Source organism: Massilia sp. W12 (assembly GCF_037300705.1).
Classification (GTDB): Bacteria; Pseudomonadota; Gammaproteobacteria; order Burkholderiales; family Burkholderiaceae_D; genus JACPVY01.
In genome coordinates this window covers 5,760,574-5,783,861 of record NZ_CP147776.1, presented here as the reverse complement: position 1 = coordinate 5,783,861, position 23,288 = coordinate 5,760,574, and the positions used below count along the sequence as shown (strand labels likewise).

The window sequence follows — 23,288 nt, the reverse complement described above, 5'->3', positions numbered from 1 at the left end:
AGACGAGGATAAGATGGCAGGAATCAGTCGTGCAGCCATATTTGGCAAATTCAATCCCCTCTGTTTTCGGGCAGTGGAAAGCAGCACCGTGTTTTGCAAATTGCGCGGCAACCCCTATGTCGAAATCGAGCACTTTTTGCATCAAGTGTTGCAACTGCAGGATTCCGACATCCTGCGCCTGATCAAACATTATGCGCTCGATGCCGCCGGACTGGCGCGCGATTTGACCGCCGCGCTCGACCGCCTGCCGCGCGGCTCGACTTCCGGCGTTGATCTGTCCCACCAATTGGTGCTGGCCGGACAGCAAGCGTGGAGCACCGCCACCCTGATGTATGGCGAAAGCCAGGTGCGTTCCGGCCATATTATTGTGGCGATTTTGAAGGACGACAGCCTGCAGCGCAAATTGCTGGCGATCTCCAAGCAATTCGAAAAATTCAAGCCGGATACGGTCAGCGATGAATTCGACAAAGTGTTGAAAGATTCGCCGGAAGCACATATGAAATCCAGCGATGGCGCGCAAATCGGCGGCGCGCCAGGCGAAGCCAGCGGCGCAATCGCGCCGGCGGCGATGGGTAAGAAAGAAGCCTTGGCCAAATTCACCGTCGATCTGACTGAACAGGCGCGCGGCGGCAAGATGGATCCGATTGTCGGCCGCGATGATGAAATCCGCCAGGTGGTGGACATCTTGATGCGACGCCGCCAAAACAACCCGATCCTGGTGGGTGAAGCCGGGGTCGGTAAAACCGCCGTGGTGGAAGGTTTCGCCCAGCGCATCGCGCGCGGCGACGTGCCGCCCAGCTTGAAAGATGTGGAATTGCGCGTGCTCGACGTCGGCCTGTTGCAAGCCGGCGCCAGCATGAAAGGCGAATTTGAACAGCGCCTGCGCTCGGTGATTGATGAAGTGCAAGCCAGCGAAAAACCGATCATTCTGTTCATCGACGAAACCCATACCCTGGTCGGCGCCGGCGGCGCCGCCGGCACTGGCGACGCCGCGAATCTGTTGAAACCGGCGCTGGCGCGCGGCACCCTGCGCACCATCGGCGCCACCACCTTTGCCGAATACAAAAAGCACATTGAAAAAGATCCGGCCCTGACCCGCCGTTTCCAGACCGTGCAAGTCGATGAGCCGGACGAAGCGCGCGCCACCCTGATGATGCGCGGCGTGGCCTCGATGATGGAAAAACATCACAAAGTGCAAATTCTGGATGAAGCGCTGGAAGCCGCCGTCAAACTCTCGCACCGCTACATTCCGGCGCGTCAGTTGCCGGATAAATCCGTCAGCCTGCTCGACACCGCCTGCGCCCGCGTGGCGGTCAGCCTGCACGCCACCCCGGCGGAAGTGGATGACAGCCGCAAACGCATCGAAGCGCTGCAAACCGAGCTGGCGATTATCGCGCGTGAAAAAGCGATTGGCATCGACATCGGCAAGCGCGAAGACGATGTCAGCGCACAACTGAGCGCCGAACAAAGCCGCCTGCAAGGGTTGGAAGAGCGTTGGAACGCCGAGCGCGCCCTGGTTGACCGTCTGCTCGACTTGCGCAGCCGCCTGCGCGCCGGCGCCTTGCCGGTGGAAGGCACCGGCTCGCAATTGGAAGCCGCCGCCAGCCCGCAAGCCGAACCGCAACCGTCGTTGAGCGAAGGCGAGCGCGAAGATTTGCGCGTGCAATTGCAGCAAGTGCAACAAGAATTGAGCGCCCTGCAAGGCGAAAACCCGCTGATTCTGCCGACCGTCGATTACCAGGCGATTGCCGCCGTGGTGGCCGACTGGACCGGGATTCCGGTTGGCCGCATGGCCAAGAATGAGATGGAAACCATCATGAATATCGCCAAGATTCTGGCCGAGCGCGTCATCGGTCAGGATCATGCGATGGAAATGATCGCCAAGCGCGTGCAAACCTCGCGCGCCGGTCTGGATAATCCAAGCAAACCCATCGGCGTCTTCATGCTGGCCGGCACCTCGGGCGTGGGTAAAACCGAAACCGCGCTGGCGCTGGCCGAATCGCTGTATGGCGGCGAACAAAACCTGATCACCATCAATATGAGTGAATACCAGGAATCGCACACCGTTTCCACGCTCAAAGGCGCGCCCCCCGGCTATGTCGGCTATGGCGAAGGCGGCGTGCTGACCGAAGCGGTGCGGCGCAAACCGTATTCTGTGGTCTTGCTGGATGAAGTTGAAAAAGCCCACCCGGATGTGCATGAAATCTTCTTCCAGGTGTTTGACAAGGGCTTTATGGAAGACGGCGAAGGCCGCTTCATCGACTTTAAAAACACCCTGATCATTCTGACCACCAACGCCGGCACCGATTTGATCGCCGGCCTGTGCAAAGACCCGGATTTGATGCCTGACCCGGAAGGTATGGCCAAAGCCCTGCGCGAACCGCTCCTGAAAGTGTTCCCGCCGGCGCTGCTGGGCCGTCTGGTGACGATTCCCTACTACCCGCTGTCGGATGAAATGCTGGGCCAGATCGTGCGCCTGCAATTGAACCGCATCAAGAAACGGGTGGAAGCGCGCTACAAGATTCCATTCACCTACACCGATGAAGTGGTGAAACTGGTAGTCTCACGTTGCACCGAAAGTGAGTCTGGCGGGCGCATGATTGACGCCATCTTAACCAACACCATGCTACCTGATGTGTCACGCGCCTTCCTCACGGCCATGATTGACGGGCGTGAAATCAAGGGGGTTGAAGTGGCGGTGAATAACGGCGAATTCAGCTATCAATTCAGCTGAAGCAACCTCCTCTTGCAAGCGCCCCGGGCCGCCAGGCCCGGGGCTTTTTTTATCTTTTCGACACCACCGATCGACTCCCTGTCACGCCACTCTTTCACACGCAAGTATTTGATTTTTCAATCTAAAAAGCATACATGGCACTGGACGGCAAAGCCTCTGCAATGTTAAAATCTTCCCATCTGGAAATATTTTCACCAGGCACGCAGCAGCACTCTGTTTCTTCATTCTATTAGGATAACAATATGAAATTTTCCCTGACCTCGCTGGCAGCGGCTGCAGTTATGCTGCTTGGTGGCGCATCCGCACACGCAGCAATCATTGATTTGAATTTCAGCGGCACATATGACACTCAAGGTCAAACCATTATGGGCTTGCAGGGAGCCGCTGTGCCGTTCAGCTACTCACTGCGTCTTGATACCGCCCTGGCTGGTGACCCGGTGCACATTGCCGCTGGCAGCGCCACGCCGCATGATTGGTACGGTTACTCCAGCGACGCAATCGTCTCCACCAATATCAGCTTCGGGACGCAAACCTGGGATGTGAGCAATCTGCGCGAATCGTCACCGCTGGAAGAAGCTGGAATCTATGATTTCGCCGCATTGTGGCTGAATAAGCAAGCGGATCAAAATCCGAGCAGCGCATACATCCTCCTGCCGTCTTATTCCCCGAATTCGCAACCCGTGTTACTGCGTATTGGCGAACTGAGAACGGTAAATGGCAGCACCACACTGTTGAATTCCAGCTACATCAGCGAAACGATCGATTTGGAAAACAATATTTCTGTCTCCGCTCACTCCAACAGCTTCAACTTCAACCCGGTTCCGGTGCCTTCCCCGATCCCAGAAGCTGAACAATATCTGTTGATGGCTGGCGGCTTGATGGCCCTGGGCCTGCGCCTGCGTCGCCGCAAAGCAGCCTGAGTCTTACCCGCACCAAACAAAAAGCCCGGCTGGTCCGGGCTTTTTTGTATTCTGCACAGGCATGATCTTGCCGGAGAAGCGCTATGCAAGAAAACATCTCATTCCATGTGTTAAATTGAAACTGAATTTACTGTATTAAATTAGTAAATTCAGCCTCTCATCATTTATAATGCAAGTCTGCATGCACGCTGCCGGCAGATTGCAAACACATCTCAATTCACACCTCTTCCCAATGAAAAAAAATCTCCCATTGCTGGCAGGCTTGGTCATACTGAGCGCTGCAGGCAGCGCACAAGCGGCACTCTACAACTTGCATTTCAGCGGCACGCTGAATACCTATGGCCAGACGATTCATGGCGTGTCTGGCGATGCGGTTCCTTATCAGTTTGAGGTCACACTGGATAGCAGTGCGGCTGAACCGGTGAAACTCGCCGCCGGGCAACATACGCCATATATCCGCACTGAGACCGACTGGTATGGCTACAGCGCCGCACATGTCAAATCAGTCAACATTCTGTTTGGCGACAAGCGCTACCTGATGTCAGAGCTTGACTACAACCCGCGCCGCAATGTCTCCATCTCACAGCTGTGGAACGCGCCGATTTGGCTCGATGGGCGGGTGGAGCAAGGCGCGCGCAATGGCGCGATGCAATTCACCACCTGGAACTGGGACAACTATGACTTCAGCTGGATCAATCTGGGCCGCGAAACCCTGGATCAGGATGGTGTGTTGCGCCTGAATTCACATGTCCACATGCGCCAGTTCTGGAGTGTGGGCGAATGGATGTACAACCCGGCGGATAGCGTCAACAGCCAATTCAGCAGCGCTCCTGTGCCTGAAACAGAGCAGTATTTGATGATGGCAGGCGGGATTGCTTTACTGGGCTGGCGTCTGCGCCGTCGCAAAACTGCCTGAGGCGCCCCGCTTCATCGCTTGCAACGCCCGCATTGTCGGGCGTTTTTTTATGCGGCTTTGTGCTGAACGTGTGCGCAAAAACGCAGAAAGCGCGCTTTTTCTGCTTGCTGTCCAGAAATTTTTTTTCCTGAAAACACAACAGCGCTTTGTAACTGCTGTTTGAAACTTTCTCAGCAGCAAAGCACATGCTCCAAACATCCATTTGAAAAGAGTGATTTTTTTCTAATTTCTTATGCTTCTGCACAGTTTTGGTGCAAAAAAGCAATTGTCTAGATATATTGCCAAAATTTCTATACGCGAATGATGAGTGTACACAGCATGTAACGACCGAGCGTTCGCTCTAATTTCAAAAACGATTCCGCCATCTTTTTTCTGTGCACAATCCTCCCCCGTTGCAGCGCAATCTTGCGTGCAACATCACAAAAAGTGAGGAGACTATGAAAAAAAATCTATACACCCTGAGCCTGATCACGGCTGCCCTGAGTTTTTCCCAATTTGCGCAAGCTGATGCCCGCTTTGCCGCAGAAGGCGCATGGAGCAAAGCCGCGTATGACTCACTGCAAATCCTGGCGACCGCCCCCGGCGCCAACACTGACCCGAAAAATCCCGGCTCGAATGTGTACCCCTACGCCAGTTTCACGGTGCAGGATTTCAAAACCACGGATGGTAAAAACGTGCGCCTGTGGATCCCCAACGGGGCCAGCGGCAAACTGCCCTTACTCGCCTTCGGTCCGGGCAAATCGCTGTCCAACGCCACCAACTACCAGGCCATGTTTGAGCATGCTGCGAAAAAAGGCATGGTGGTGGCGAATATCCAATTTGAAGGCAGCTTCCTGGATACCGATTTCGTCAAATTCGCCGGCTGGTTCAATAATGCAGTGAAACAAACCCTGGCCCGCGTGACGCAAGCTGATCCGGCGCAAGTCTGGTATGCCGGCCACAGCCTGGGTTCACAAGTGGCGGTGATCGCCGCTGCGCGCGCCACCACGCTGGACACGGCAAACGCTTTTGTCGATCCGAAAGGCATGTTGCTGATGGCCTATGACAACAGCAATGGCCCCAGCAATCCAGGCAATTTGAATGATCCGGCGCTGGGTTATGCAGTGAAAGTCGGCAGCCAGGTGCGCGCCATGATTTTTGAATTTGAAGATGACAGCATCGCCGGGCCGGCGAAAAACTATGCGCAAGCGCTGTATAACAAACTGCCGTCGGCGCAACGTCAATGGGTGCGCGTGAAAGGCAAAACCCTGGGCAGCTATGGCCTGGAAGCGAATCACAACACGCCGCTGACCGGCGGCGGCGCACCGCTGGGTATCGGCGGCGCCGCTAAAAACAATGCGCTTGACTGGTATATGGTGTGGAAAGCCGCCGCCGGCATGCCGCTCTCGACCAATTCGGCGGACGCCGCTTCCCATCTGAGCGGGGCCGCACTGCTGCACGGCGGCATAGCCTCGGACGGCAAAGTGATGCAACACCAATTGATGGGCCAAAGCTTCTGATTTCCTTCTTGGGGACGGGTTCATTCCGTCCCCTTCTCTAACGCCGATTCCAAATATGAAAAACTACACCCTCCTGGGCGGCCTGCTGGCCGCCGCCTGCCTCGCGCCGCTGGCGCAGGCGGCAAATTTCTGCCCGGTTTTATACAACAAAGGCGCACTCAGCCTGCCCTGGATGCCCGGCTTTGTGCATGTCGATAAATTCAGCGAAGGCGATGGTTTGAGCATCGCCAGCTTTTTGAACGCCGCGCGCAATCCTAATCAAGGCCCGCCTTATCTGTTTTTCGCGCCGGATCTGGTGGCGCGCATTCCGGGTCTGGAAAGCCTGAACTATTCGACTTTTGACCCGACGCGCCAGGCCCCGGTCTTGTCCGGCGCCAGCATGGTGTGGCCGAATGAAGTGGAAAAACTGCCCAGCGGCATGCTGCCGTTCAACGCCCTGATTGCGCCACAAGGTTTCATCAGCGCGCCGAAACCGGGCCGTCTGTCCCTGATTAATCTGGATGATGGCAAAAACACCGAGTATCTGGTGCACCAAAGCACCCAAAGCACTGGCAGCCCGCAAGACCCGGCGAATTCACCGCGCGCGTACCACAAAGCGCTGTTTATCGACATGGATGGCGACGGCTTGAAAGATATCGTCACCGTGCGCTCCGGTTTTAAAGTCGGGGCCACGACTTACCCGCCGTATGGCGAACTGGTGTGGTTTAAAAATCCGGGCGCGGCCATCAAAGCCGATCAGCCCTGGCGCGAAACGGTATTGTGGGGCGGCGCTGCAGCGCAATTCCTGGGGCCGGACATCAGCCTGGATATGGCGGATTTTGAAGGCGACGGCGTGCCGGAAATCGTCGCCACCCATTTCTTCTCCAACGCCAGCGCGGGCGGCCCGCCGAGCGGCGGCAAGATTGTGCTGTATGGCGCGCCGAAGGGCGGCAAGTGGAAAGATGTGAATCTGGCGAGCGGCGTCTTGCCGCGCGTGAAAACCATCAGCAGCGATCAGGGCTTTCCGTTTGGCGTGCAAATCGCGGACTTGAACCGCGATGGCCGCCCGGATATTCTGGCCTCCAACCACGCGCCGGACAATTGCACCAGCGCCACCAGCTCGGCAATCCCGGGCCGCGTCTATGCGCTGGAAATGCCGACCGACCGGAATGTGTTTGTCAGCCCATGGCGCACCCGTATTTTGCTGGACAACATCCGTCCCAATCCCAGCCTGGCCGGAACCACCGGCAGTGGCCGTTTAGCCCCGGGCAAGGCGCAAGTATTCTGGCCGACCAAATCCCAGCAAAGCACCAGCAAACCGCAAATTGTGGTGGGCGGCGATGAAGCCGGCAAAGTCTGGATTTTGCGCGCGCAAAGCTCATTCAGCACCAACTGGACGTATGACACGGCGCTGGTGTTTGACCTGAACGCGACCTATGGCGCGAATGCGACCCAGACGCCCATGGCCGACGGCCCGGCACAGGGACGCACCCGCTCCACCATCGGCGGCATTGGCTGGCGCTATGATGCTTACGGCTATGCGGAAATCTATATTCCGGCATACGAAGCGCGCCAGGTGCATGTGTTGAGCTACCGCAATCTCGGCTCCAGCAAATTGTGGCGCTGCCCGCAAGCGCCGCAACCGGTCTGCAGCGTCAATTGATGTCTGGGCGGGGAGCGTGCGTCAGAGGCATGGCGCTTGATAGGAAATTTCCACCGCGCACTCCCCGCCATTGCATTGACACTCGCCAATGTGCCCATCGCGGAATTTGTCGTGCCCCTTGGCTTGACCCGCCGGCGTATTCCAGCCGGCGATCCATGTTTGCGCGCGCTGCCTGGCGGCAGTGCATGTCTCGGCTTCAGTCTTGCCGTCCTGCTTAACTGGCATTTTGCTGTCCGTTACCAGGCATAAACTATTGCCTGTTTTTAGCTTGGCCTGTTCAATGTTGTGCTTGGCGATGCGTTCCGCCTCGTTTTCGCGCGCATCTTTATTCAGTTTTTCCGCCACCTGCTGGCTATGCTTTTCCACTGCCGCCTTATGTGTCTGCGCCATATTGAGTTCCGCCAACAGCGCAGGCGGCGGCCCAGGCAGCGTGCTGCTGGCTGCTGGCGCAAGAGGCGCGCTCACGCTGCTTTGGGCCATCTGCGCAAGGGGTGCGCTGGCGCGCGGTGCGGCGGCAATCCCGCCATTGGCTTGCGGATTGCCGGTAGGCTCCGGCGCGCGCAAAAACCAGGCGCCAAGCAAGAGCAAAACGGCGCCCGCCGCGCCCGCCGGCAACATCCATTTGCGCGGCGCCGGCGCAGGCATGGCAGGCGCAGGCGGGACCGGCATCGCTTCATGTGCTGCACTGAATGAAGGCTCGATCCGCCGCGCGCCCTGAACGCCGGAGTTGGCCGGCAGTGACGCTGCAGACGTGGCGCCCTGCAAGCGCTCAATCCGCTTATGCGCCAGCGAGGCATAAATCCCCTGCGGAAAGCGGCTCAGATATAAAGTGAATTCTTCCGCATCCTGACTGTTTTTGATCGATTCCCAAAATGCAATTTCAGCACTTTCAGAGGCGGCGCTGCGCTGCCCCTTGGACGGCATCTGGATTTCCCGCTCCAGCTTGGTTTTGCTGCCATGCGAGGCGTAAAACATGCGGGTGGCGTCCATGTCCAGCACAGGTTCCTGCCGTTCCCCGATAGCCTGGCGCAATGCCAGCAAGAATTCGCGCGCAGTTGCAAAACGCTGTTCCGGCTGCTTGGCCAAAGCGCGTGCGATTACCCCGTCCAGCGCGGCAGGCAACCCGGGCTGAATACTGGATGGCGGCGCCGGCATCTGGTTCACGATCTGCTGCCTGATTTCATAATCCGAGCCTTGAAAGGCCCGCACGCCACACAGAAACTGATACAGGATCAAACCGGCGGCAAAAATATCACTGCGCTGCGACACCGGCAAGGCTTGAATTTGTTCAGGCGACATATATTGCAGCGTGCCGACCATGGTGCCAACCCGTGAGTGTTCATTCTGATCCGCCATCCGCGAAACGCCAAAGTCTGTCAGCTTGACTTCACCGTCAATATCAATCATCACATTCGCCGGCTTGATATCGCGATGCCAGACATTTTTATCATGTGCATGCGCCAGGGCATCCAGCAAGCCGCTCATTAAGCGCATGACTTCCGGCAATGTAAATGTAATATTTTTGTCGAAATAGTATTTCAGGTCATGACCTTCGACGAATTCCATCACCATATAGGCCAAACCTTGTTCCTCGCCAAAATGGTAAAGGCTGACAATGTGCGGATGCTTGAGTTTCGCGATGGCGCGCGCCTCCAGATCGAAGCGTTGCGCATATTCCGTGGAAAGCTCCGCCAAAACATGCTGGTGCAATGTTTTGATCGCCACATACCGCTGCAATTTACTGTCAAACGCCAAATACACTTGACCCATGCCGCCTTCGCCAAGTGGTTTGATGGTTTGATATTCGCCGAAATGAGGAGGAATTGGAGTCATCATGCGCCAGAAAAAAAACAGAGTCTCAGCATGATAAGCGGCTCTGCCTGTCACTATGTTGTTGCGCTGCAACCATGCCGCAAAAAATGACAGCCCGACGCCGCAGGAGCGGCAAGCGCGCAATCCGTTTAAACGCCAGCGTCGTTTGGTTACTTGCGCGCAGCTGCCTGCTGCACGCGCCGCTCAAACAAGCCCAGCAATTCCTGCGCGCCATCCGCCAACAGCCAATTGGAAAGCGGGCGCACATACCAATTCACGCCGGATTCAAGCCGGTAACGCAAGCGCATTTCCAGGCGCACGCGGCCCCCGTCCAGCGGAAAAATGCGGTAGCGGGTGTGCAGAAATTGCATGCTGCGGCTGTTCGGCGCGGCATGCAAATCCATCGAACCGCGCGGAAATGAAGAAGGATAAAAACGGTAAGTCCAACCGATTTCCTGCCCTGGCCGCCAACTGTCCACCACTTCATCAAAACTGACCCCGCGCTGCCAGGCGTTGCGCCGCACACTGCCGATGCCATGCGCCTGGTGATCGCTGCGCGCCAGCAAAACCGTGGAAAGGGGACGCGGCGCGCCAATGCGCCAGATCAGGCCGGGGCCGCTTTCGTGAACCGCTATCTGTCCCGGTTCAATCAACTGGCGCCACAGTTGCTCTGGCGTGGCGGCAAACTCGTGTGTCACATGCAATTCCTGCACCGTGCGCACAGGCGGCAGCAGGGCCATCGCCAGCAAAGGCGGCAGCAGCACAATATAGCAGCGGGTGGCGTGCGCATCGCGGCGCCGATGCCAGATCCAGCTCAGCGCCCCGCCAGCGCTGGCAAACAGCAGCAACAATGGGGTCACAAATGTCAGGCAAAGCGGGCCTTCCAAACCAAAACACGCACTCAGCATCAGCGTCAGCAACATCGGAAGCAAGGGCGCCAAGAGCGCATAGCGCCAAGTGTGCGGACGCCTGCGCCAAGCCAGCGTCACATGCACAAAACCAAGCGCCAAGGGGGACAGCACCAAAAATCCGCATGACATGGCGAGCGGACTCCAGGCCGGGTTCAGGGCAAACAGGCCGCGCAGCCCCAGCATCCAAGCCGCTGCGACGATGATGATGGCGCACTCGCCCAGGCCGCCATCAAGCGGTATGGCGTATGCGCGGCGCATCGCATCCAGCGTCAGCCGCTTCATCGCTTACAATCCTGAAGCGCCGCACCGGGCCGCGCGTGTAAAGGGGAAAACATATGTTGACTGTATATGGCGATATCCGCTCCGGCAATTGCTACAAAATCCGTCTCTTGCTGGATCTGCTGGGGCGTGAATATGCCTGGCGTCATGTGGATGTGCTGGCCGGCGGCGCCCGCACAGCGGAATTTCTGGCCCTGAATCCGAATGGCAAAGTGCCTTTGCTGCAATTGGAAGACGGCGCCACGCTGGCCGAGTCCAACGCCATTTTGTATCTGCTGGCGCAAGGCTCCCGTTTCTGGCCGCAAGATGCTTTGCTGCAGGCAAGGGTGTTGCAATGGCAGTTTTTTGAGCAATACAGTCATGAGCCGTATATCGCGGTGGCGCGCTTTATCAATCTCTACCTTGGTTTGCCGGCAGAGCGGCGCGCCGATTATGAAGCCAAACAGGGGCCGGGTCATCAAGCCCTGGCCGTGATGGAAACGCAGTTGCGCCAAACACCTTATTTATGCGGCGCGGATTACAGCATCGCCGACATTTCTTTGTACGCCTACACCCATGTCGCGCATGAGGGCGGGTTTGATCTTTCCGGCTATCCGGCTTTGCAAGCCTGGCTGCTGCGGATTGCACAGCAGCCGGGCCACAAGACCATTGCCGCCTATCTGACGGAACAAACGGCCTGATGCGCTCAGAAGCGGTACGCGGCTTTCAACACAAAAAAGTTGACGCCGCTGTTAGGCTTCTTGTAACCGCCGTTGGAAAAGTGCTGGATCTTGGCGGCCACTTCCCAGTTATTATCAAACACATAACCGACGCCGATATGGTCGCCGAATTGGAAGTGGGTTGAGAGGCGGCGGCCGTCATTGTCGTATAAATCTGACAAATAATGGAAGCCGATTCCGCCCTCAGCATAAAAACCGCGCTTGTTATCTGCCTGCCAGCGGAATACCGGAGTGAAGCCGAAATCGGTGAAATTCTGCCGCTTGCCAGGCACGTTTTGATGCTGGTTGCCGCGCCATGCCGCCAATGTGCCTTCCCAATAACCGCCGACATGTGTCCCATTGCCGGAAAGCCAGCGCACATCCCAATCCGACTGCACACCAAAACGCAGCATCTGGGTTTTATTACCTGTGGCAAATTCAAGTGAAGCGGACTGGATCTCGCCAGCCGCGAATGCATTCAAGCTTGCAGCAAAGCATAACAATGCCGCCAAAGTATGTTTTACTTTCATCTGATTTCCTTGTCACGATTTGCGCACCAGCGCGGCGGAAACGATAACACAACGGGGAGACGGGATGAGTAAAATCTGTTTGCTTGGCACCGGCTTGATGGGCAAGCCGATGGCGATCCGCCTGCTGCAGGCAGGACACAGTTTAACGGTGTGGAACCGCAGCCCGGTGAAAGCACAGCTGCTGGGCCAGCAAGGCGCGCAAGTGGCGCCGGACGCCGTCAGCGCGGTAAGCGGCAGCGATGTGATTTTATCCATGCTCTCAGACGGGCCGGCGGTGCGCAGCGTGATGCAAGGCGTGCAAAGCGCTTTACGCCCCGGCCAATTGTGGGTGGACATGAGTTCCACCCGGCAAGACGAAGCGCAGCAGATGCATGCCTGGCTGGCGCAATTTGAGGTCTTGATGCTGGACGCCCCGGTTTCAGGCGGCGTGCTGGGGGCGGAACATGGGCGGCTGGCGATCATGGCCGGCGGCGTCGAAGCCGCATATGCGCAAGCGCTGCCGGTATTGCGCTGCTTTGGCCAGCCCAGCCTGGTCGGCGGCCCCGGTTGCGGCCAACTGGCCAAACTGTGCAATCAATTAATCGTCGGCGGCACCCTGGAGCTGGTGGCGGAAGCGCTGTTGCTGGCGCAAGCCGGCGGCGCCGATCCGGCGGCGGTGCGGCAGGCGATACGCGGCGGCTTTGCCGAAAGCCGGATTCTGGAAGTGCACGGCGCGCGCATGCTGGAGCGCAACTTCATGCCGGGCGGGCAAATCAAGAGTCAAAGCAAGGATTTGGATAATGTGCTGGCGGCGGCGCGTCAGGCCGGTATGAAATTACCGCTGACTGAATTGGTGGGGCAACGCTTTCATGCGCTGCTGGGCCATTGGGCGCATGCTGACCAAAGCGCGGCGCTGTTGGGTCTGGAGCGCGACAATCCGGGCGTGCGGCTGGGCGCCAGCCCGGATCGCCTGCCTTAGCGCCAGCCTTAGCGCTTCTCACGCTGGTTTGTTGCAGACCGGCTTGAGAAGGCGGCGCATCAGCCCTTGGCCGGCGCGTTAAAGACGAAATCGCCGTCCGCTTCCCTCCCTGCCGCAGCCTCCAGCGGCATACCGCCCTGGCGCAAGGGCGCGCCGTTCAAACGCCAGGAAAAATACTGCTGCCGCTCAGCCGCCAAACCGGCGTCGCCACAGTAAATCCGGTCGCCTGCAAAATCCACTTTCAATTCTTTGCACGCTAAACCATCGTTTTTCCACCAATGATCCTGCGGCAGCATGGCCAGCCCGTCTTTTTTACCCAAATGCCATGCCTGTAATTTGCCATCCGCCTGACGCAGCAAGAGCAGGCTTTGCTTATCCGGGTCTATCGGAAAATCGGCCAGCTTGAATTGAGCGGGCTTTAAATCTGCCACGGAAACGTGCGGCGCATTGGAAACGGTTCGATCCGAAGGAGTGCAAGCCAGCAATAAACATGTGCTCAGCATGCTGAAAACAACAAAGCAATCAGCCCGGCTTTGTGAAAATATTCTCATATGCTCAATAATATTTTTAATAAATAGCCAAAGACTCACATGCACTTGTGATACATGCAAATTATCGCATAGCACACAAGCATAGCAATTCGAGGGACAGGGAAATTGTAAAACACTTACCAACGAACAATCATGCTTATCTCATTGACTATTAACAGCTTGTGCTCTGCCACAAAGTACCACTAACGCTTACATTCTATGATGTAAAAGAGCTTTCAGGTTAGCTGCATTTCTGCAAGCAAGACGCTGGCTGCATGAAACAAAGCCGGCGCGAAGCCAGCTTTGTTTCATGCAGCGTTGACGCAACGAAAACCGGAAAGCTGCGTTGCGTCACGTACGACATCAGAAGATCACAAAATCATTCACCGTCAAGGTATTGGCAGCCACACCGGTCAAGGTGATGGTATGCCCACCGCCCAGGTCAATCACAGCGCCATTGACACTGCTGCTGATATGCGTCAGCGCATTCACGGCGCTAGTGATATTGCTGCCATTCAACCCGCTCTTGAGCCAGATTTTATCGCCTTGCAGGCTGCTGAAATCAACTACCACATCCTGACCCGAAGCCGCATTAAAGACAAACAGATCGCCCGCATTGCCGCCGGTCAAATTGTCATTGCCAGCGCCGCCTTCGAGCTTATTCACCGCAGCGTCGCCAATGATGACGTCATTACCATTGCCACCGACCACATTCTCCAGATTCAACAGTGTGTTACTGACATTTTTGGTGGTGTATAAAGCCGTACCAGCGCCCAGATTGATGTTCAGGGCTTCATTGGTGCCTGCATAGTTCACGGTATCAACGCCACTGCCGCCATCGAGGGTGTCCGCGCCGCCATCGCTGATCAGGACATCATTGCCAGCTTGTCCCTCAATCTTATTGGCGCCGTTATTGCCAGCAAGAATGTCGTGATAGGCCGAACCAGCCAAGTTTTCGATATTCACAAACGACTGCAATGTTCCGGCGCCGATATCCTGCGCCGCACTACCCTTCCACAAACGCACCGCGACCGCCGCTGTCATGCTGCTGAAATCAGCCTGGTCAATGCCAGCCCCGCCATCCAAAGTATCCGCGCCTATGCTGACAACCAGCACATCGTTGCCTGCGCCGCCTTGCAGAGCATCATTGCCGACGCCGCCATCCAAACGGTTATCGCCAGCGCTGCCCACCAGCGTGTCATTGCCGATGCCGCCCACCACATTTTCGATGTTCAGCAAAGTGTTCGCGACATTTTCACCATTATTAGATGCCAGGTTCAATTCCAAATTGACATTAACGCCCCCGCTTGTGCTGCGGAAGTCAGCTGTATCAATCCCAGCGCCGCCATTCAATGTATCTGCCCCGCCCGCACCTTGCAAAATATCATCGCCATCGCCGCCTTCCAACATATTTGCCAAGGCATTTCCGGCGATGATGTCATTGAAGGCGCCGCCACGCACATTCTCCATATTCAACACCGTATTGGCGAAATTCGCGCCATTGTTTGCTGCAGAGTTGATTGCCAGATTGATGTCCACACCACCGCTTGCGCTGCTATAGTCAGCCGTATCAATACCAGCGCCGCCATCCAATGTATCAGCGCCACCGGCGCCAGCCAAGCTGTCATTGCCATTGCCGCCATCCAGCTTATTCGCCCCTGCATCACCGATAATCAAGTCATTGCTATTGCCGCCCACCACATTTTCAAGACTCAACAAAGTATTGCTAACTTTTTGATCGATATACAAAGCCGTGCCAGTCGAGAGGTTGATTTGCAATGCCTCATCGGTGCCGGCATAGTTCACCGTATCCATACCGTCGCCGCCATCCAGCTTATCCGCGCCGCCAGCGCTGATCAGCATGTCATTACCGCCCAGCCCTTCAATTGTATTGGCGCCGATATTGCCTGCCAGTGTGTCGTCATATCCTGAGCCGCGCAAAGCTTCAATATTTTTGAACGATTGTGAAACACCGGTAGTAATTATCTGAGCGTCGGTACCCATCCATAAACGCACTTTCACGCCAGTCTGCATCGCGCTGAAATCCACCAGATCAATGCCATCGCCGCCATCCAGAGTATCTGTGCCGATGCTGGCGATCAACTTATCGTTGCCGGCATTGCCAAACAACAGATTACTTGCGGCATCGCCCGCGATGGTGTCATCAGCCTTACCGCCCAAAACATTTTCAATACCCAGCAAGACATTGCTGACGCCAGCGCCATTATTGCTCGCGATCTTATTGGAAAGATCAATATCGACCGAAGCGGTAAGTGAACTGTAATCCGCCGTATCCACTCCATCGCCACCATCCAGCGTGTCAGCGCCGCCTTCTGCAACCAGGGTGTCATTGCCGCCCATGCCTTCGAGCAGATTGGCGACCGAGCTGCCAACCAGGGTGTCGTTATATGCAGTGCCGCGCGCGTTTTCAATATTCAAAAGCGTATTAATAACCCCGCCACCGATATCCGGCGCACGGTTATTCCACAACGCCACCTTAACCGCATTTTTCACCGCACTGTAATCCACCAGATCAATGCCAGCTCCGCCATCCAAGGTATCCGCACCGCCTTCGCCAATCAAGGTGTCGTTACCCCCCATGCCTTCAATGTAATTGGCGCCAGTATTCCCTACCAGGAAATCACTGAAGTTTGTGGCGCGCACGTTTTCAATATTCAGCAGGGTGTTAGTGACGCCGCCGCCGATATCCGGAGCACGGTTATTCCACAACGCCACTTTGACCGCATTCCCAACTGCGCTGTAGTCCACCAGATCAACGCCTGTACCGCCATCCAGCGTATCGGCTCCGCCGCCGCCAACCAAAATGTCATTGCCAGCCATTCCTTCGAGCTTATTGGCATTGATGTCGCCAATCATCGTATCGACAGCGCTACCGCCACGGGCGTTTTCAATCCCGGAGAGAATGTCAACAGCCACACTGCCATCCGGTCGTGCCTCTCCTTTTGCCAAATCCAGGTTCAACACGCTGGTTTGTGCGCTGTAGTCCGCCGTATCAATGCCGGCCCCGCCATCCAGCGTGTCATTACCGGCTTTGCCGATCAAGACGTCGTTGCCATTGCCGCCATTCAAGGAATCTGCAGATTGGCCACCGGTCAAAGTATCGTCGCCATCCAGGCCAAAGATACGGTTTTTCAAGGTATCACTGCCAATCAGATTGTTATTGCCGGCATCGCCCATGTAATTAAAGCGGCCATTGATATCGGTTTCGCTCCATTTGGTTGTGCCATATTCCCCAAACTTGAAAGTCTCAACTCTACTGCCAGGCTGACTCGGGTCGAAATAATCAACCACGGTCAGTTGGTCTTTACCGGTATCGCCATAACGCAACACCAAGTCAAAACCAGAGCGCTCCACAGCTTTTATTATGTTTACATTATAGAAATTAAAAATTACCTCATCAGTACTGTTACCGATACTATCGCTTTCGATGATGCGATCATTGCCATCACTCAGATTGATTCTATAGACATCACTACCTTCGCCTCCATTCAGGATGTCGTCACCCGCCCCCCCTGAAAGCGTGTCAAAACCGGTTCCGCCACTCAAGGAATCATTGCCAACTCCGCCATCCAATGTATCACTACCACTTCCACCATCCAAGGTATCCGCACCTTCTTGGCCAGACAGTTGATCCGTATCTGTGCCACCGCTCAAAATATCGTTGCCTTCACCGCCATTAATCGAATCTTCACCACTACCACCACTCAACACGTCGTTAAATGTACTTCCGGCAATCGAATCTGCACCGCCTAATCCATCAATCGAACTACCCGTGACCGCATACAAAGTATCAACATCATCTGTTCCAATCAATATTTTACTATCAATATCATATTTACTCCAAGTAGTATTGTTGGCAAACTTGATTTCACTGATGGTTCCACTGCTGAAATACGAGGTAATGGTCAGCTTATCTCGAGTGCCTTTGATCGTTAGGTACAAATCTTGAGTTGAGCGTGTCAGAACCACATCAGCAGGACTCACACCCTCCAAAAGTTTCACCACATCACTGCCGACTGACTCACCCGTTACCAAGGTAATTTGGTCCTCACCCGATCCTTTGCCAAATAAGAAAGTATCAGAGCCAGGGCCACCGTCCAGGGTGTCGCGACCACTTCCTCCGATTAATATGTCATTACCCGGGCCACCTTTCAAATCGTCATCACCATCAAAAAGAACATATCCTCCATCATCAAATTCCACGACATTGCCAACAGGCTGAATGACGCCATCCTTATTAAAAATCTTAGTCCGGTACCCCCCTTGCAGCACATCATTACCTGTGCCGCCAGACATGAGATCATTTCCAGCATTGCCAAACAGGAGTTGCTGCACCACATAGTCGGTACTTGCATGATGTCCGGAACTGCCAGTTACATGATCATCGCCAGCTCCGGCATCAATTTCGCTAACACTGGCGCCAATTGCAACCGTAATTAAATCCGCCTCATTTGAACCAAAACTATTATTTTGATAAACAACCAATTTCCTATAAGCTCCATGGTAATTGTTGTAACCAGGAATATCACTTACATTTGTATCAGTCTTTAAATTAACATCAAAATATTTATGGTCAAGCACATTACCATCATTGAAATGGACACTCGTAACCGTATTCAGATTTGAGAAGTAGTTCTCAACTTTCAGATAGTCTTGAGAATTAGCATCAATCAGATACAGATCTACACCTTTTCGTGCAAACTTCACTTCTCCCGTGCTGAAACCCAGTTTGATGGCGTCGTTTTCGATTGTTGGCGGGATATACGTTTGCGATATAACATCTTGACCAGAGCCTTTGTTAAAAATTAAAACATCGTCACCCACACTACCAAAAAGGGTATCATTCCCGCTCCCCCCATCCAGGGTATCATTGCCATAGCTACCCGACAGGCTGTCGTTATGCTCATCGCCGTACAACTTATCATCGCCAAAACCACCGTCAACCGTGTCGTTATCACGACCACCATGCAGGGTATCATTACCACTTTGGCCGTTCACTAGATCCTTGTCAGCTCCGCCATCCAGAAAGTCATCGCCGTCGCCGCCGAACAAGGTATCCTTGCCTTCATAGCCTTGTAAATTGTCATTTCCAGCGTGACCAGTGATCGAGTCATTGCCGATTCCAGTTTGCAATACTTTGCTCAAAAGATCGGCACTACTCCACACTACGCCATTGGAAAATTTCAGAGATTGCAAACTGTGTTTCGTGGGATCCGCATGGAAGTAATCCTCAATACCTAAAGTATCAGGGCTGGTTTTGAGATGAATGCTCAAATAGGCGTTACCATCGCGGGTCACCAGAACGTCTGAGGGGAGGATATCGGCCGCAAATTGCACTTCAAGTTTATTGTTGTGATTGAAATTTCCGATGTAAGAAACTGTGTCGTTGCCAGAACCGTGGGAAAACATATAGGTATCGCTGCCTGGACTACCATTTATCCTGTCATTTCCGCTGCCACCATCCACCGTGTCATCACCATCGCCGCCGTCCAAGACATCATTGCCTTGCCCACCGATCAGTGAATCGTTGCCTATACCACCAAACAAGTAGTCATCGTCCGCCCCCCCTGACAATGTATCTTTACCAATATCACCAATGAGATCATCAATACCCGAACCGCCAATCAGGATATCATCGCCATCCCGCCCCTCCAACCGATCGCGCCCCGCACCGCCACTCAGGCTGTCATTGCCAATACCACCATAAATCGTGTCATTTTCGTCCCCGCCAGAAATGGCATCTGCCGCTTGGATGCTCGGGGCGGGCTGGGCTGCTTGCGCCCAGTCATTTCCTAAAGTGACCAGCCCATTAATTTCCGTGATAGTCCAAGTCAACGCGTTGTCAGTGAATGTGATCTGAGCCGGGGCATAATTCACAGCCCCTTCCATGGAGTAGTAACCATCAATGGTTAATATGTCGAGTGAATCTGTAATTTTTATGATGAGGTTGCTGTCGATGCGCGTAAGTTTTACAAAATTGCTGGCGATACCACTGCCAAGCACGAAAGTATCGTACCCCTGATTGTTGGAAACGATACTGCTGCCTGAACCAAGGTTAAAGTAGTAACTTGACATATATTTCTCCAAATGTATTAACAAAGATTTTCCGCCTCTATACGGCAAATTTATGGGGGTAGTGTCTGGTTTGAAGTGCTTAAATCAGTCATTCAAAAAACATTAACTGTAATTTTTTAACTGAACTAATTAAGCGCTGTCCAAAGCAAGTAAGCTTTCAATTTACAAATTCGCTTAGACTTCCGAGTTTTTCAGCTGCACTCGGCATCCAAGAGAAACTATCTCTCACCACACTTTTGCGCTGAAACAAGGCTCCCCGCCGTACAAAGCGAGTGCTGGGAATATGGGACTGCATGTACCTGACCGACGAGAACAGTCTTGATACATCCTTATGCAGCGCACAGCGCCGATAAGCAGAGAAGAAAAGATGATTGTCAAGAGTGCAGAAAGCTATGCTCCATCCATCGTTAGAAATTATAAGAATAATATCATAATGCCATGTGTTTATGCTATAGAAAATCTAATTTTTGGCAGTGAAAATTCCATAAAAATTTAGCACTTTATGTGGCGTTGATTTCCCCCAGAAAAATCCATGCATTTATTCTAATTATTGAAGGTGCTTGTGCTGTTCATGTAATCTTTTTGAACGTAATATTTTAGCAATAATTAAGAAACATATGGAGGCACATTACGCCTGCCTAACGCTTGAGTAGTTTAAGCAATTGATTTTTTAAGACTGCCAGCCGAATAATGGGGAAGATGGAACTCAACATCAGAACTGAAGCAGTCAAGAAGGGAAGTGCAGTATAAACAGTCGGGCTGACTAACAGGGTGACTCGCCTCAAGGCTTCCGGTTTGCTGGGATATAAAAGAATGTACTCAATCAAACGCGAAAAACTGGGAAAACCTTGTTCGCAACCAGTATATTTTAACACAATACCATCTATATCATGCAAATTAAACTGTCTATCTTTTAAGGCAACAGCAAGGGCTGGCTTATCTTCATATCGGCAAGCTCACTCAGCTTCATACGATTATCCGACAGCAATCCGTCAAAGCTTTTTTCACGCCAAACCGGGTTCTTTCCAGTTAAGATAAAGACGCAGTAGCCTTCAGCGCAGCGGCTTAGCCGGCAAGCTGGAAACAAAGCGCAAACAGCGCTGCAACCAGCTTTGCAAGGCTTCATCGCTGTGCAAAACCTTGGCGTCCACCCAGACATAGCCGCGCAAGGATTTGCCGGTGAAATCCATTTCGCGCGCGCCGGCTTGCTGCAAGGCTTCAGCCCAGGCGGCGGGGCCAACGCGCGCCATCATCACGCCCTGGTTGACGCCGGCGAACATATTGCCGTGCAATAAAAACGCCAAGCCGCCGAACATCTTTTTCTCGTCGAAATCAAGGTTGCCGGCTTGCAGCAGGCTGCGCACGCGCGCCGCCAAATTCTCATCATAGGCCATGCACGCTCCCGGATAAAAAAGCGTCAAGCCGCGCCTTCCGTCAAGGCCAGCAAGACAAAACTGCCCAGCCAATGCGTGCCCGCATAGTCGCCGGCCAGGGCGTGCGCCTGGGAAGCTTGCAAATGCGCTTGCAGCGCCTGTTGCGCCACAGGCTGCAATTCGCTTGGCAGGGCTGGCAGCAACACGCGCCAGCACCAGGCGCGTGACAGGTTTAAGCCATCCAGATGGGCCAGTTTGGGGTCGCTGCGGTCGCTTACGCCAACCGGGCTCAGCCAGTGGCCAAGCTCTTGCTGCGGCGGGCTGAATTGCTGCCACCAATCGACGAAATCGCAATCCGGCACGACTTTGTGCATCAACACCGCTTCCATCAAACCGCCGGATAAAAAGTCATCGCTGCTTGGCTCCATGCGCGCCGGATAGGCGTAATCGCGGCCAAACCAGGCATGCGCTTTTTCATGAATCAGGCGGCGCAGGGCAGGATGTTGCGCATGCTGCGCATATTCCAGCGCAAACAAGAGGCCGAATGCGCTATTCGCATGCGTGCCGGCGCGAATCGGGAAATGCGCCAGCGGCAGGAAATGCAAATAGCGCTCGACAAACGCATGCGTCAAGGGCTGCAAAGCATCACGCCAGGCGCGCGCGGCGGGCAGTTGCGCCGCCAGCAAGTCGAATTCGACTTGCAGCTTGAGCAACCAGGCCCAGCCATAGGTGCGCTCAAAACTCTGGCGCAAGGGCTGCTGCAAATACGCGCATTCCGCGCCGATTTTCTCAGGCCTCAGATGCGCCTCAAACCAGGCCGTAATCTGCCCCGCTTGCGCAAGTTGCGGCTGCAGACGCAGCAGGCGCGCCATGCTCCAAAACATGTGCACGCAGGAATGCCAATCCAGGCTGCCGTAAAACACCGGATGCAGGGCGCGCGGACTTTGCACATCGGCCTCGCCCTGCATCACATGATCAAGCTTGTTGGGATATTCCTGCGCCACGTTTTGCAAGGCGATGTCGGCCAGATGCTGCGCCAGCGCCAAGTCCAGCGCAGGCAAGGCGCTCATGCCGCCTCCGGCGCCAGTGCGGCTTCGGTCAAGCGCACCCAGAAACTGGCGCCGATGGGCAGCAAGGCGTCGTTGAAATCGTAACTCGCGTTATGCAAATTGCAGGGGCCAAGGCCATGCCCGGCGTCGCGGTGGCTGCCCTCGCCATTGCCGATGAAGACATAACAACCCGGTTTGTGCTGCAGGAAATAGGCAAAATCTTCCGCCCCCATGCTCGGCTCAGTGCGCGCATCGACATTCGCCGCGCCCACCAGGCCTTGCAAAATTTGCACCGCAAACGCGGTTTCTTTTTCGTGGTTGATCACCGGCGGGTAATTGCGGCGGAAGCGGAAATCAATCTCCACATCAAACGCGGCGCCGATATGTTGCGCGATGTCGCCCATGCGTTTTTCGATCAAATCCAGCACTTCATTCCGGAAGGCGCGCACCGTGCCTTGCATGCGCGCATCATCCGGAATCACATTGGTGGTGGTGCCGGCGTTGATCTGGGTCAGGGAAATCACAGCGGTGTCGAGCGGGTTTTTATTGCGCGTGATGATGGTTTGCCAGGCTTGCGCGATTTGCACCGCACACATCACCGGATCAACGCTCTTGTGCGGCAGCGCGGCATGGCCGCCTTTGCCGCGAATGGTGAGGTCGAATTCATTGCTGGAAGCCATCATCGGCCCCGGCGTGACGCCAAACGCGCCGACTGCGATGCCGGGCCAGTTGTGCATGCCGTACACCGCGTCCATCGGGCATTTTTCAAACAAGCCTTCGGCGATCATCTCACGCGCGCCGCCGCCGCCCTCTTCCGCCGGCTGGAAAATCAGGTACACCGTGCCGTCAAATTGCGCTTCCTGCTGCAAATAGCGGGCGGCGGTCAGCAACATCGCGGTATGGCCGTCGTGGCCGCAGGCGTGCATCTTGCCCGCATGTTTGGAGGCGTGCGCAAAAGTGTTCAGCTCTTGCATCGGCAGCGCATCCATATCGGCGCGCAAACCGATGGCGCGCGCGCTGCTGCCTTTTTTGATGATGCCGATCACGCCGGTTTTGGCTAAGCCGCGCAGCATGGGAATGCCCCAGGACGCCAATTGTTGCGCCACCAGTTCGGCGGTCATGACTTCTTCGTAGCACAGTTCGGGATGGGCGTGGATAGTGCGCCTGATCTGTGCCATTTCGGCGCTGTAGCCGACGATGGGTGCAATCAGATTCATGTTTGTTTTCCTCGTTTGGCCGCCGTCGTGCGGCAGCCTGATTGTTCACAGTGCGGCCATCTTACCCGGCTTCCGGTTTTTACGTCAGGCGCGCCGCAACATAGCGTGCCGGGACGGCGCCCTG

The 23,288-nt window shown here is 55.0% G+C and carries 15 protein-coding genes; 7 read left to right on the top strand and 8 right to left on the bottom strand.

Features of this window, described 5'->3' with window-relative positions; genetic code table 11:
• Positions 1-13 precede the first annotated feature (13 nt).
• The 5 genes from tssH to V8J88_RS23765 all read left to right on the top strand — a co-directional run bounded on the left by tssH (position 14) and on the right by V8J88_RS23765 (position 7,711).
• Positions 14-2,734, top strand: a complete 2,721-nt coding sequence (gene tssH, locus V8J88_RS23785; RefSeq protein ID WP_338846778.1) for a type VI secretion system ATPase TssH — start codon at positions 14-16, stop codon at positions 2,732-2,734.
• Between the two features lie 323 nt (positions 2,735-3,057).
• Positions 3,058-3,654 carry a hypothetical protein gene (locus tag V8J88_RS23780; RefSeq protein WP_338846777.1) on the top strand — a complete coding sequence of 199 codons (597 nt, stop codon included), beginning with the start codon at positions 3,058-3,060 and terminating at the stop codon, positions 3,652-3,654.
• Between the two features lie 262 nt (positions 3,655-3,916).
• Entirely contained in the window at positions 3,917-4,570 is a 654-nt protein-coding gene (locus V8J88_RS23775) for a hypothetical protein (protein ID WP_338846776.1), read from the top strand.
• Between the two features lie 437 nt (positions 4,571-5,007).
• The gene (locus V8J88_RS23770) at positions 5,008-6,069 is read left to right on the top strand and encodes a hypothetical protein (protein ID WP_338846775.1); all 1,062 of its coding nucleotides are present in this window, start codon (positions 5,008-5,010) and stop codon (positions 6,067-6,069) included.
• A gap of 55 nt (positions 6,070-6,124) precedes the next feature.
• Positions 6,125-7,711 (top strand): VCBS repeat-containing protein, encoded by a 1,587-nt coding sequence (locus V8J88_RS23765; RefSeq protein ID WP_338846774.1) that lies wholly within the window; start codon positions 6,125-6,127, stop codon positions 7,709-7,711.
• Between the two features lie 21 nt (positions 7,712-7,732).
• Here the strand turns inward: V8J88_RS23765 and V8J88_RS23760 are convergent, their stop codons facing one another.
• Entirely contained in the window at positions 7,733-9,547 is a 1,815-nt protein-coding gene (locus V8J88_RS23760) for a protein kinase (protein ID WP_338846773.1), read from the bottom strand.
• Between the two features lie 146 nt (positions 9,548-9,693).
• Positions 9,694-10,716, bottom strand: coding sequence for a hypothetical protein (locus V8J88_RS23755; RefSeq protein WP_338846772.1), 1,023 nt, complete (start codon positions 10,714-10,716; stop codon positions 9,694-9,696).
• 53 nt (positions 10,717-10,769) lie between these two features.
• Here V8J88_RS23755 and V8J88_RS23750 point away from each other — a divergent pair, with 53 nt between their 5' ends.
• On the top strand, positions 10,770-11,393 hold the full coding sequence (locus tag V8J88_RS23750) for a glutathione S-transferase family protein (protein ID WP_338846771.1): 624 nt from the start codon (positions 10,770-10,772) through the stop codon (positions 11,391-11,393).
• A 5-nt stretch (positions 11,394-11,398) separates the two neighbouring features.
• On the opposite strand, the gene V8J88_RS23745 is transcribed toward V8J88_RS23750, so the two are convergent.
• A complete protein-coding gene (locus tag V8J88_RS23745) occupies positions 11,399-11,941 on the bottom strand; it encodes an acyloxyacyl hydrolase (RefSeq protein WP_338846770.1) in 543 nt (180 codons plus the stop codon).
• 64 nt (positions 11,942-12,005) lie between these two features.
• Between V8J88_RS23745 and V8J88_RS23740 the strand changes: the two genes are divergently transcribed.
• Positions 12,006-12,899, top strand: a complete 894-nt coding sequence (locus V8J88_RS23740; protein WP_338846769.1) for an NAD(P)-dependent oxidoreductase — start codon at positions 12,006-12,008, stop codon at positions 12,897-12,899.
• Positions 12,900-12,958: 59 nt separating this feature from the next.
• Here V8J88_RS23740 and V8J88_RS23735 read toward each other — a convergent pair whose 3' ends face one another.
• The 5 genes from V8J88_RS23735 to V8J88_RS23715 all read right to left on the bottom strand — a co-directional run bounded on the left by V8J88_RS23735 (position 12,959) and on the right by V8J88_RS23715 (position 23,164).
• The gene (locus V8J88_RS23735; RefSeq protein ID WP_338846768.1) at positions 12,959-13,330 is read right to left on the bottom strand and encodes a hypothetical protein; all 372 of its coding nucleotides are present in this window, start codon (positions 13,328-13,330) and stop codon (positions 12,959-12,961) included.
• 462 nt (positions 13,331-13,792) lie between these two features.
• Complete coding sequence (locus V8J88_RS23730; RefSeq protein ID WP_338846767.1) at positions 13,793-19,525, bottom strand: calcium-binding protein; 5,733 nt, start codon at positions 19,523-19,525, stop codon at positions 13,793-13,795.
• A 1,052-nt stretch (positions 19,526-20,577) separates the two neighbouring features.
• Positions 20,578-20,919, bottom strand: a complete 342-nt coding sequence (locus tag V8J88_RS23725) for a TfoX/Sxy family protein (RefSeq protein ID WP_338846766.1) — start codon at positions 20,917-20,919, stop codon at positions 20,578-20,580.
• Positions 20,920-20,942: 23 nt separating this feature from the next.
• A complete protein-coding gene (locus tag V8J88_RS23720; protein ID WP_338846765.1) occupies positions 20,943-21,968 on the bottom strand; it encodes a DUF2891 domain-containing protein in 1,026 nt (341 codons plus the stop codon).
• Positions 21,965-23,164 (bottom strand): M20 aminoacylase family protein, encoded by a 1,200-nt coding sequence (locus tag V8J88_RS23715; RefSeq protein ID WP_338846764.1) that lies wholly within the window; start codon positions 23,162-23,164, stop codon positions 21,965-21,967. The genes V8J88_RS23720 and V8J88_RS23715 overlap by 4 nt, the downstream gene beginning before the upstream one ends.
• Between the last annotated feature and the right edge of the window lie 124 nt (positions 23,165-23,288).